Below are 13369 nucleotides of genomic sequence, written 5' to 3'. Positions count from 1 at the left end.
GAAACCAAGGTTATTGAACCTTGCGCTTTAAGCTCTTCCGGGCAATGAAATTCCCGTAATTTTCCTGTACAAACTCATGGCATTGGTATCGGTCAGGCCGGATATAAAGTCCAACAGGGCACGGATGGCCAAATACGGAGTAGCCGCCTCTTCAATTTCCTGTTTGGTATCTTCAGGCAACAGCCTGTAGTTCACCTTGTCTTTCCGCGTAGGTTCAGGACTGATCACAGAAGGAACAAAAGCTCCAAGAAGGCCTTCGATCACCGTAAACCCCGCAGCTTCAATTTCAAGGACAGTCCTCGACCTGTAGATTTTCTGAATACTGACTTTGCTGATTTCAGCCAGATAATCTGTAGCCGGAATTACATCCGTCAATGCAGCATCAAAGTCCCCGTTCAAAATCTGATCTTCACAATCGAGAAATAGAGAGACACTCTGTGAGATCAGTTCGTTAATGGCAAGGGCCCTCAGGATTGAAATTTGCTCCTTTTTACTCCTTATATTATATAGCTTATTTTTATCGAAGCGATCTCCGATGACAGAGGCATATAATTCTACGGTTTCATCATGCCCGACAAGGCCCAGGTTGCACCCATCTTCAAGGTCAATGACATGGTAGCATATATCATCAGCAGCCTCAACCAAAAATGCCAGAGGGTGCCTGACCCACTGATAATCGGCCAACCTTTTCAATTGAAGTGATTCAACCATTCCACTGAAGAGCTCCTGTTCTGAAGCATAGAAGCCAAACTTCTTCTGACTCCTTCTGGGTTTGAAAGCATCCTCCACTTTCGAAGGTCTTGGGTACTTGGTAAAAGCGGCAAGAGTTGGAGCGGTCAGTTTCAACCCCTGATAGCCTGATTTGTTGAGCAAACGATATCCCTGGGCATTCCCTTCGAATTTAATGAGGTCTGTCCACTCCTGTTCTGTAAACTGAGACTCCAGGACCTGACTATTGCGAATAAAATACTCTGAAATGGCTTCCTCTCCTGAGTGGCCGAAAGGGGGATTTCCAATATCGTGAGCCAGTGATGCCGAGGCCACAATGACACCAAAATCATTGGCATTAATAGCTCCTTTTAATGCAGGCGTTCTTTCCAGCACCCTCTCTCCTACTAAGCGGCCCAGGGAGCGACCTACGCTACTCACCTCTAGACTATGCGTCAAACGATTGTGTACGAAATCGTGTTCGGGCAGGGGATGAACCTGCGTTTTATCCTGAAGCTTTCTGAAGGGATGAGAGAAGATTATTCTGTCAAAATCCCTGTCAAAAGAGGTTCTGGCGCTTTCATTCGTTTGTTGAGATTCAATGTTGAGCAGGTCTAACCATTTCATAAAGACAAATATGGTGTGTTCTTGCTAATAGCCTACAATTAATACCAATTTCCTTTTTAGGGTCAAAAAAGCACCAATCATAGGTCAAATTGCAAACCATTGCAGCTTTTACTGATAAAAAACACCTATTGAATGGCCATTTACGAAATGTCTTGAAAAATCAGTTAAAATATAAGCTGAAAAGAACCTCTATAACTGATTGATACCATTTGAGATATAACCTTAGTGTTAAATTTTGCAAACGTTTGCGTTAATTTTAACTTTATATACCTAGAAATTGCGCTTTAGGAATTGTACTTTAAGCATTCGATTGCACTTTTTGGGCCACTCGTGGCTCTAATCAAGTAAACTTAAAAATGATTGTATGAAAAAGTTTTTACTACTCCTTCTCGTTTTGTCGGTTGGTTTCCAAGGGGCACTACTGGCACAAACAAGAACGGTTACCGGTAAGGTAACAGGAGCGGATGACGGACTCGGCATTCCGCGCGTAAACATTACGGTGAAAGGTACAACAAGAGGTGTACCTAGTGACCTGGATGGAAACTACACCATCGAGGTATCATCGAATGAAACGCTAGTGTTCTCTTTTGTGGGTTATATCTCCAAAGAGGTACTAGTGGGTAATCAAACTACCATAAACGTAACTCTAGAGCCAGATTATGCTGAGCTAGACGAAGTAGTTGTGGTAGGTTACGGATCTCAGGAAAAGAAAGAGATCACAAGTTCAGTTGTTGCCCTTGACGCTGAAGAGTTTAACAAAGGTAACGTTAACGACCCGACTCAACTCTTACAAGGTAAAGTACCTGGTTTGAGTATCTACAACAAAGGTAGTAACCCTAACAGCGGTTCTACTATTCGTTTAAGAGGTATTTCAACAGTTGGTGCCAATGTTCAGCCATTAGTCGTAATTGATGGTGTTATTGGTGCATCCCTTGACAACGTTGATCCTAATGATATTGAGTCTGTAAACGTATTGAAAGATGGTTCTGCCGCTGCGATCTACGGTTCTCGTGGTTCTGCCGGTGTAATCCTTGTTACTACCAAGTCTGGCGACAGAGGCGGAAGAGGTCTTCAGGCATCTTATAACGGTTATGTTGCCAACGATAACGTTTTCAACTTCCAGCCGGTAATGACTCCAGATGAGTATATTGCTGCAGGTGGTAACGATCTTGGTTCAAGAACTGACTGGCAAGATGAGGTGACTCGTTCAGCCTTCTCTCACGTTCATAACATTGCGATCTCAGGTGGTTCAGAAAACACCACTTTCCGTGTTTCTACTAACTTCAGAAACATTGATGGTATCCTGAAAAACTCAGGTTTCGATCAGATCAATGCCAGAGCCAACGTAGATCACTACGCTTTAGATGATAAATTGAACATTAAGTTCAACATCTCAATGACTAACAGAGAGCAAGAGTTTGGTTTCAATGAAGCATTAAGATATGCTGCACTATTCAACCCAACTGCTCCAATCTTAAACCCTGATGGTAGCTACTTCCAGGCCATCTTGTTTGATAACTTCAACCCTGTTGCCATTATCGAGCAAAACGTAAATGAAGGACAGAGAAAGAACTTGAACTTCAATACTCAATTGAGCTATGAGGTTCTTCCTGACCTCACCTGGACTGCTAACTACGCTCAGCAGTACTCTACTTCTACACAAGGTACTTTCTACCCATCTAACTCACTATTCAGAGGTTTTAACAGAACTGGTTTAGCTTCCAGAAGAGCTGATGAGAGTAGATTTACATTGTTTGAAACTTACGGTTCATTCGTAAAAGATTTCGATAACGCTAACCTGACTATTTCTGCAGGTTATTCATTCCAGGAAGAGCAATTCAGTGGCTTTGGAATGGACGCTGGTAACTTCCCTAGCAACGAATTAGGATACAACATCATCGGTTCATCAGGTAACATTCTTGGTGATGGTGCTAACGTGAACTTATTCAGCTATGAGTCTCCGGAAAACAGAATTATTGCATTCTTCGGTAGAGTTAACTTCAACCTGAATAACGGAATCTTTATCAACGCTTCAGTAAGAAGAGAAGGTTCTACCAAGCTTGGTGAAGAAAACCAATGGGGTACTTTCCCTGCATTTGGTGTAGGTGCTGACCTGCTTCAATATCTTGATCTTGCTGCATTCAGCCAGTTGAAATTCAGAGCTGGTTATGGTGTGACTGGTTCATTACCAGGACCTTCAGGTCTTGCGCAGGATTCATTCTCTTACGGATTTGGTGGTGGTGGTTCTGTTTCTTTCAACAGAGCTGGTAACCCTGATCTGAAATGGGAAGAAAAAGCTGAGATCAACTTAGGTCTTGACTTCGGTTTACTCGGTGGCAAATTGAACGGTACAGTAGATGTATATTCAAGAGACATCAACGACTTCATTCTTGAAAGAACTGTTGATCCAGCCGTATTCGGTACTAACCTGAGATATGAAAATGCCGGTAAGTTGAATACTAAAGGTATTGAAGTTGCATTGAACTACTCAGGAATTGGTAGCGGTGACTTCTCTTGGTCTCCTGGTATCGTACTTTCTTCTTATGCAACTACTCTTGAGGAGTTCGTCATTGAAGAGCAAGTATTGGGTAACCTTGGTTCTCCGGGACAAAACGGTACTAACATGGTACGTGTAGCAGTTGGTGAGAGAATTGGTCAGATCTGGGGTCCTGTATTCTCAGGAAACGTAGATGCTGAAGGTAGACCAATCTTCGTAGACATTAACGGTGACGGTCAAATCAACTCTGACCCAGCTCAGGCACTAGATGATAATGCTGACTTCCAGGAATTAGGAAATGGTATTCCAACACTAGAGGTGGGTTGGACTAACCAAATGACTTATGGTAACTGGGATTTGAACATGTTCTTCAGAGCAGCCTTCGGTCATAGCTTAGTGAATACTTTCAGAGCATTCTATGAGCCAATCGATCCGGGAGCCATTAACTCTTATAACAGAACAAAAACTGATCTTCAGATTCCTGAATTGCAAGTTGCTCAGTACAGCTCACTTTATGTTGAGAAAGCTGACTTCTTCAGATTGGACAACGCTACTTTGGGTTACAACTTCGACATGACTAACAACAGCATGTTCAGCAACCTGAGACTTTATCTGAGTGTTCAGAATGCATTCGTAATCACCAACTATACTGGTATTGATCCTGATCCTTCATTGCAAGATTCAGGACCAGTTGATAACGGTGGTACTGCTGGTACTCCGAACCCACTTGTACCAGGTATTGACAGAAGAAATAACTATTTCTCTGCAAGAACCTTCACATTTGGTGTAAACGTTGGTTTCTAATTAAGAAAAGACAAAGAATATGAAACATATATTTAAACTATTTGCTGTTGCGCTTACCGTGTTCGCCATAGGTGCGTGTACAGATTTAGAAGAGGAAATCAAAGATGGTTTCACAGAAGACTTCGACCCGAATAACCCTGGTGTCGGTGTAAGCAACAACGTGAACAAAGCCCAGCCTAATGATGGTCTTGCGGCTGCTTTCAACAGATTGTTTGGTGGTACAGCAGGTCACAACGGCTACTTCTCAATTCAGGAAGTTTCTACTGACGAGGCTGTAATTACTCAAAAAGGTGGTGACTGGTTTGATGGTGGTATCTGGCTGGATATGCACAGACACCAGTGGACTTCTACTCACCCTGCTTTGAACAACTTCTGGAACACCGCTTATGGTGCTATCAACGAATGTAACCGTCTGATTGCTGATGGTCAGGATGCTGCTGGTGAAGCTCAATTGAGAACACTAAGAGCTTACTGGTACTGGAGATTAATGGACGTATTCGGAAGAGTAAAAATCGTTACTACTCCTGGTGTTGATGCTCCACAGGCTACAAGAGCGGAAGTATTCACTTTCATTGAAACTGAATTGACTCAATCTATTCCTAACCTTCCTTCAGGAAGACAAGAGTATGGTAGAGTAAGTGATATGGGTGCATATGCTTTCCTTTCAAGAATGTACCTGAACGCTGAAGCTTATATTGGTACTCCTCGTTATGCAGATGCTATTGCTGCTGCTGATATGGTAATCAACTCTGGTGTATATAGCCTGACTGATAACTTCGGTAGTGTGTTTGGTCCTGCTAACGTAGACGATCCTGAGCACATCTGGATTGTTCCTTTCGATGAGCAGACTGGTGGAGGTATGAACTTCTCTCAGATGACACTTCACTATCCAAGCCAGTTGACTTATAGATTAGCTGAGCAGCCTTGGAATGGTTATTCAACTCTGGAAGAGTTCTATAACTCTTACGCAGACACTGATGAGAGAAAAGCAGCTAGTTTCCTGGCTGGTCCTCAGTTTGACGTAAATGGTGCTCCAATTCTTGACCTTGCCTTCGATCCGGCAGATCCTGATGGTGCTCCAATTAACTATACTCCTGCAATCAATGAGTTGGCTCCAAGTGGAAGCCGTCAGGCAGGTGCCAGAATGGCTAAATTCAGCTTCAAGTTGAAAGGTAGATCTAACATGGATAATGACTATCCTTTGTTCAGATATGCTGAAGTAATCATGAACAAAGCTGAAGCTCAGGCCAGATTGACTGGTAACTGGAGTGATGCTACTACATTGATGTTGGTGAACATGGTAAGAGACAGAGCCGGTGCTACCGCTTACACTTCTCTTGATGCAGGTGAATTCCTTGCTGAAAGAGGACGTGAATTCTTCCAGGAATCACTAAGAAGAACTGACTTGGTCAGATTCGACAGATGGGGTGCTGCATGGTGGGAAAAACCTTCTCATTCTGATGATTTCAGAAAGGTATTCCCTATTCCTAATGAGCAGATTCTTGCTTCAAACGGAACCCTGACACAGAACTCAGGATATAATTAGAATTTAGTATAGAATTGATTAAAATGGGTTGTCGATTCGGCAACCCATTTTTGTATGAAAAAGACTGTTATTTTATTTTTTGCACTGGCCTTTATCTGGTCTTGCTCTGACAGGAAAAATGCCACCCTTTTTGAGAAAGTCGACCCTCAAAAAAGTGGGATCACCTTTACCAATACGCTTGATTATTCCGAAGAACTTAACCCCTATACTTACCGTAATTTCTTCAATGGAGGCGGTGTTGCCCTTGGTGATATCAATAACGATGGCTTACTCGATATTTTCTTTTCGGGAAATATTGTAGAAAATAAACTCTATCTCAATAAAGGGAACTGGCAATTCGAAGACATTACAGAACAAGCCGGTGCCACAGGTTCAGAATTCTGGTCTACCGGAGCCACCTTTGTAGATATTAATGCCGATGGCTGGCTCGACCTCTACATTTGTAAGTCAGGTCCTCCAAGTGACAAAGCCGGTCGAAAAAACGAACTCCTCATCAATCAGCAAGATGGCACCTTTAAAGAAGCCGCTGCTGAATACGGCCTCGACTTCAATGGCCTTTCAACACATGCCGCCTTTTTTGATTATGACAAAGATGGCGACCTCGACTGCTATCTTCTCACCAACTCCTTCAAATCTGTTGGAATTGGACAGGAAATCATCCAGGGACAAAGAGAAATCCCCAGTGCCGACAATGCTGGAAATAAGCTCCTCAGAAACGATAATGGATTCTTTACGGATGTAAGCAGAGAAGCAGGAATCTACAATTCAGATATTGGTTTCGGATTAGGTATTACCTTATCTGACTATAATCAGGATAGCTGGCCTGATATATTCGTTTCCAATGACTTTTTTGAAAAAGACTACCTCTATATCAACAACCAGGATGGCACCTTTTCAGAACAATCTGAAGATTATTTCGAAAGCCTGAGTATGGGTTCTATGGGAGCCGATGCCAGCGACTTGAACAATGATGGTCTGCCTGAAATTATGGTAACCGAAATGTTACCCTCCACCCTCTCCCGAAGAAAAACAAAGGCCACTTATGAATCATGGGACAAATACAGCCTGAACACCTCAAAGGGCTATTATCATCAATTCCCTAGAAATGTACTTCAGCGTAATGTGGGAGACGGTCAGTTCCTGGAAATTGGTCGGTTTGCCGGAGTCTCCGCTACGGAGTGGAGTTGGGGAACCCTCATTTTCGACTCTAACAACGATGGCCTCAATGACATCTTTGTTTCCAACGGTATTTATAAAGATCTGCTCGATAGAGACTACCTGAACTACATGGCCGATGAAGAAAGAATCAGGTCTATGATCAGAAATGACGAAGATGTGATTACCAGTCTGATTGATGTCATGCCATCTAAACCCGTTCGAAATGCCCTGTTCAAGAATAAGGGAGACTTCGAATTCGAAAATATAAGCGAAACAGAAGGCCTTGAAGAAGAAACTTTCTCCAATGGAAGCGCCTATGGTGACCTCGACAATGATGGTGACCTCGACCTGATCATCAACAATGTCAACATGCCGGCCTTTGTTTACAGGAACAATACCGATACCCTAAACAATCGTTCATTGAGATTGGCACTTAGAGATCCGAAGTCTGGTAACAAACTGGCGGTTGGCTCTTTTGTGCAAGCCTGGTCGGGCGACCTTCACTATTCTGCCTATAGTTTCCCATCGAGGGGCTTCCAAAGCTCTGTCGATCCGCGCATCCATATTGGAGTGGGTAGCAATCAGTTCCTGGACTCCATGAGAATAACCTGGCCCGATGGTACCATGAGTACCTACGAAAATGTGGCATCCAATCAATTGCATGAAATTACGAAGCCGGAAGTAACCACTCTGCCAAAACTTAATCGTTCCGGAAGTTCAGGCAAAGCACTGCAAAAGGCTGAAGACATTATAAAATACACCCATGAAGAAAATCTGTTTGTCGACTTCGACAGAGAGAGACTACTCCTTGAAATGTATCAAAATGAAGGCCCGGCTATCGCCATGGGCGATATCAATGGAGACCAGATTAACGACTTGTTCGTAGGAGGTGCTAAGAACATTTCCGGCATGTTCTTCCTCAGTCAAAACGGATCATATGTGGAAACAGAAAGTGCCGCACTCACGGAAAGCGAAATATCAGAAGATGTTGCCGCTACCTTCTTCGATGCAGATGGCGATGGTGATCAGGACCTTTATGTAACCAGTGGTGGAAGAGCCTTTAGCCCAAGTTCCTCAGCCCTGATGGACCGGCTGTATCTGAATGACGGAAAAGGTAATTTTTCAATTTCACCTTATGCACTTCCATTTACTAAATACTATAGCAATAGCACAGTATCTGCCGGAGACTTCGACAATGATGGCGATCTGGATCTGTTTATCGGAGAACGTTTCGATCCATTCACTTATGGTGAAGGAGGAAGAGCCTTCCTATTTGAAAATGATGGAAAGGGTCAATTCACGGATATTACAGAAAATGTTGCTCCTGAACTCCTGACAGCCGGAATGATCACTTCATCTGCCTGGTCAGACATTGATGGAGATAACGACCTGGACCTGATCTTAGCTGGAGACTGGATGCCTGTCCAGATCTTTGAAAACAATAATGGAAAGCTTGAGAAATCAGAAAGCATCCAACCACTAAGAGGATGGTGGCATACCCTGAAAGTGGCAGATGTAGACGGTGATGGTGACCTGGATATTATTGCCGGAAACCATGGTGAAAATAGCTTCCTGAAATCAGGTACCAGAATGTATATTAATGACTATGATCAGAATGGTACCAAGGAACAAATCTTCTGTGAGAACATCGATGGAAAATACTACCCTATCGTAGATAAGGATGAACTCATCCGACAAATTCCGTCACTTAAAAAGCAGCTGGTTTACTTCGAAGATTATGCTGATAAAAGCATAGATCAACTCTTCACTAAAGAAGTATTAGCCAATACTAAGATCTATGAAGTAGACGAAAGAAGAACCGGTATCTTCTATAATGAAAACGGGCAGTTTACATTCAAAGCACTTCCTAAAGAAGCTCAGTACGGCCCTGTTTACGCCATCGAAACAGATGACCTGAACAATGATGATGAAACAGATATTATACTGGGAGGAAACCAGTATTTGGTAAAGCCTCAATTTGGTAGATATGATGCCCTGAAAGGCTTAATTTTATTTGGCTCAAAAGATGGATTCAATAGCTCCAGACTGGAATTTTTGAATATTGATGGCCAAATTAGACACATTAAAAAAACCTCGTTCAATGGTAAAGACAAATACCTCTTTATCATTAACAATGGACCGTTGTTGACTTATGAGAAGAAGAATTAGTGTTCAGGTTTTATTTGTTATTGGTTTTGGCCTGTTCGTGTGGTCTTGTCAGTCGGAATACAGTAAGACATTAAATGAAGAGCTGGCCAGGGGTGTACGATATGACTCCCTCTTTTATGGCATTAGCTTTGGGCAGCCTAAAGGTGAATTCTTCGATCATTGCAGAAAGATGAATATCGAAGGCCTTTTCCAGGCAGCCAATAGAAAGAACTATGTTCAATGTGAAATCAAAGGGCCAAATAGTCCACTTGAATCTATTGAAATGTTCTTTTATCCGGATTTCGATGAGCAGGACAAAATCATTGGAATGGATATGGAGTATCGGTATAAGGCATGGTCTCCCTGGAACAAAGACCTGCATGCCGATAAATTGATCCCTGTATTGAAAGACTCCCTGCTCAAGTGGTATGGTGGTAATCAATTCATGGAGTTACCAGATGAAGATGAATCTCAAACGGTATGGGTAAAGGTTGATGGCAACCGTAGAATTGCCTTGAAGTGGAAAGATGAAGAAGTTGTACAAGTAAAACTCGCAGACCTGACTGCGACTAAATAATTTTTTATGAAGACCTTGAATAAAATAGCTGTACTGATTTTTTGCCTCTATGGCCTGGCAGCTTGCAAGTCTAAAGAAAAAGAAGAGCCTCTTTTTAGCATGATGAATGCAGAGGCTACAGGCTTCAGCTTTGAAAACAAGCTGGCCTACGATAGCGCCTTTAATATTTATACCTACCGGAATTTTTACAACGGTGGTGGTGTGTCCATCGGAGACATCAACAATGACGGTTTACCCGATATCTACATGACGGCCAATCAGCTTCCTAACAAGCTATATCTCAATAAAGGCAACTTTCAATTCGAAGATATTACAGAAGCTTCCGGCACGGCAGGTAACAGGGCCTGGTCTACCGGAGTGACTATGGTAGACGTAAATGCCGATGGCCTGTTAGATATTTACGTGTGTAACTCTGGTGATGTACAGGGAGATAACAAACAAAACGAACTCTTCATCAACCAGGGCAACCTGACCTTTGTAGAATCTGCAGCCGACTATGGCCTGGCTGACCCCGGCTATACCACTCATGCCTCTTTCTTTGATTTCGATAAAGATGGTGACCTCGATGTCTATATCCTCAACAATTCCTATCAGGCTATTGGTAGCTTTGACCTAAGAAGAAATGAGCGACCAAAACGAGATGTCCTGGGCGGAGATAAACTGATGGAAAATCGAGATGGTAAGTTCTATGATATCAGTGAACAAGCCGGAATTTATGGTTCTGTTATCGGGTTTGGATTAGGTGTTACGGTTGGCGATGTCAACGGAGACTCATGGGATGATATCTACGTATCGAACGATTTCTTTGAGCGAGATTACCTGTACATCAATCAGCATAATGGCACATTCGATGAGGTACTGACAGAGAAAATGAACTCCATCAGTGGTGCCTCAATGGGTGCAGATATGGCCGATATTAACAATGATGGCAACAATGATCTGTTTGTCACGGAAATGCTTCCGAACGACTACGAGCGCCTGAAAACAGTAACCACGTTCGAAGATTGGAACCGCTATCAGTACGGCCTCAATAATGGCTACTACCATCAGTTTACCCGAAACACTTTCCAAATCAACAATGGAAGTAACTTCTCAGAAATGAGTCGTATGGCCGGTGTTGAAGCCACTGACTGGAGTTGGGGAGCCCTTATCTTCGATATGGATAATGACGGCTATAAAGACCTCTATGTGGCCAATGGTATCTATAAAGATCTGACTGATCAGGACTATTTACAATACGCTTCAAGTGAAGAAATTATCAGCTCCATGGTGAGCAAAAACGGGGTTAACTACCAAAGTCTGATCGACATTATTCCTTCTAACCCTATCAAGAATTTCGCTTATAAAAACCAGAACGGAATCAGGTTTGAAGACGTAACCGAAACCTATGGCCTGGCTACACCAAGCTTTTCCAATGGTTCAGCTTATGGTGATTTAGATAATGACGGAGACCTTGACCTGGTAGTGAACAATGTAAATATGCCTTCTTTCCTCTACAGGAATAATTCCGAAAAGAAAGCCAGCAATAATTATATCGCTTTTACCCTGAAGGGAGAAGGAAGTAATACCTGGGCCATTGGCTCTAAAATCTGGATCGAATCAGGCGATAAAACCCATTATATCGAGCAACAGCCAACCAGAGGTTTTCAGTCGAGCGTAGACCCAAGACCATTCGTTGGGTTAGCCTCAGATGCTCCGGTCAATGTGAAAGTCGTTTGGCCATCAGGTAAAATGACTATGCTGAACAATGTTCAGCCCAACCAGCGAATGATCCTCTCTGAAGCGGAAGCAGATGATATGACACTCGATACCGAAGATGGAACATCTAACTCCGTATTCAACCAGACCGCTCTCAACATTAACTTCAAACATGAAGAAAACAACTTTGTAGACTTCGATGTAGACCGCTCTCTCTTTCTTATGAAGAGTACCATGGGACCAAAAGTTACTCATGGTGATGTGAATGGTGATGGCATTCCTGACCTCTATGTCGGAGGAAGTAAGGACCATGAGGGGACCATACTTCTGGGAACAGCAGACGGATTCACAGAAACTACATCCAACCAATTTGCCAAAGATGCTATCTCTGAAGATGCTCAAAGTGTGCTCTTCGATGCAGATGGTGACGGTGACTTAGACCTCTATGTTTGTAGTGGAAGTATCGAGTTTTCTTCCAGTTCTTCAGCTTTTGAAGATCGCATGTATTTCAATGATGGAAAAGGTAATTTCACCAGGTCGGCACAACAACTTCTACCAAGTGCTTCACGATATGTAAGCTCCTCCACCGTTGCAGCCGCTGACTTTGATGGTGACGGAGACATAGACCTTTTTGTAGGCGAAGGTAGCAAGCCTATGCAGCATGGTGTGCCGGGCGATGGCTTCTTACTTCAAAATGATGGCAAAGGACAGTTTACGGATGTAACCGATTCCCAGGGCCCAGAGCTCAGAAAACTCGGAATGATCTCCGGCAGCTTATTCACAGATATAAATGCCGATGGAACTCCTGACCTGGTCGTAGTAGGTGAGTATATGGGTATCGAAATTTTCATCAGTGAAAATGGAAAGTTTGTCAAAAGTACCCCTGCCAACCTGGAATCACTCAAGGGCTGGTGGAATGTAATTCATGCGGCAGACATCGACAACGATGGAGACATGGACTTCATAGTGGGTAACCATGGCCTTAACAGTCGTTTCAAAGCCACTGAAGACGAACCTATCTCTCTATTCGTAAAAGACTTTGACAGTAACGGTACCCTGGACCCAATTTTATCGAAGTATATGACCGATGGAAAAGCTTACCCTTATGGATTGAGGCATAACCTGATCGACCAGATTAAAGGACTGAAAAAAGTATTGCCTGACTATACCTCATTCAAAGACATGAGTATAACCGACATCTTCTCGGCCGATCAAATGCAGAACGTATTGGAACTTAAGGCCACTGAAATGACCAGCAGGTTGATCATTAATCAGGGCAACATGCAGTTCGAAAGCAGAGAACTACCGGCACAGGCTCAGATCAGCCCGGTTTATGCCATTGCCTCCGGAGATTTTGATCGTGACGGTGATATTGATATTATTTTGGGAGGAAACCTCTACTCTGTGAAACCAGAAGTTGGCCGATACGATGCCAGTTATGGCACGTTCCTGAAAAATGATGGCCAGGGTAATTTTACTGCGGCTCAACCTAAAGAAGGATTTCTGGTTCATGGTGAAGTGCGTGACTTTGCCGTATTCAATGACTTTGTCATCGTAGCCAGAAACAATGAGGAATTAGTAAAACTGAAGTACTAAACCTTTCACA

At 43.0% G+C, this 13369-nt stretch carries 6 protein-coding genes; 5 read left to right on the top strand and 1 reads right to left on the bottom strand.

The annotated features are described in order from the left end of the window. Positions 1-27: 27 nt before the first annotated feature. The gene (gene dgt / locus ACOOEY_RS11190) at positions 28-1335 is read right to left on the bottom strand and encodes a dGTP triphosphohydrolase (protein WP_420384799.1); all 1308 of its coding nucleotides are present in this window, start codon (positions 1333-1335) and stop codon (positions 28-30) included. Between the two features lie 364 nt (positions 1336-1699). Between dgt and ACOOEY_RS11185 the strand changes: the two genes are divergently transcribed. Genes ACOOEY_RS11185 through ACOOEY_RS11165 form a run of 5 tightly spaced genes read left to right on the top strand, consistent with a single transcriptional unit; the run spans position 1700 to position 13359 of the window. Continuing rightward, positions 1700-4636, top strand: coding sequence for a SusC/RagA family TonB-linked outer membrane protein (locus ACOOEY_RS11185; protein WP_420384798.1), 2937 nt, complete (start codon positions 1700-1702; stop codon positions 4634-4636). Positions 4637-4655: 19 nt separating this feature from the next. After that, positions 4656-6182, top strand: coding sequence for a RagB/SusD family nutrient uptake outer membrane protein (locus ACOOEY_RS11180; RefSeq protein ID WP_420384797.1), 1527 nt, complete (start codon positions 4656-4658; stop codon positions 6180-6182). Between the two features lie 54 nt (positions 6183-6236). Next, positions 6237-9509 carry a VCBS repeat-containing protein gene (locus tag ACOOEY_RS11175; RefSeq protein ID WP_420384796.1) on the top strand — a complete coding sequence of 1091 codons (3273 nt, stop codon included), beginning with the start codon at positions 6237-6239 and terminating at the stop codon, positions 9507-9509. Then, entirely contained in the window at positions 9493-10065 is a 573-nt protein-coding gene (locus ACOOEY_RS11170; protein WP_420384795.1) for a hypothetical protein, read from the top strand. Before ACOOEY_RS11175 ends, ACOOEY_RS11170 begins: the two co-directional genes overlap by 17 nt. A gap of 6 nt (positions 10066-10071) precedes the next feature. Next, positions 10072-13359 (top strand): VCBS repeat-containing protein, encoded by a 3288-nt coding sequence (locus ACOOEY_RS11165; RefSeq protein ID WP_420384794.1) that lies wholly within the window; start codon positions 10072-10074, stop codon positions 13357-13359. The last annotated feature ends 10 nt before the right edge of the window (positions 13360-13369 follow it).

Source organism: Roseivirga sp. (genome assembly GCF_965216855.1).
Classification (GTDB): domain Bacteria; phylum Bacteroidota; class Bacteroidia; order Cytophagales; family Cyclobacteriaceae; genus Roseivirga.
Note: the sequence above shows the minus strand (reverse complement) of the source record. Positions and strands in the feature narration are given on the sequence as shown.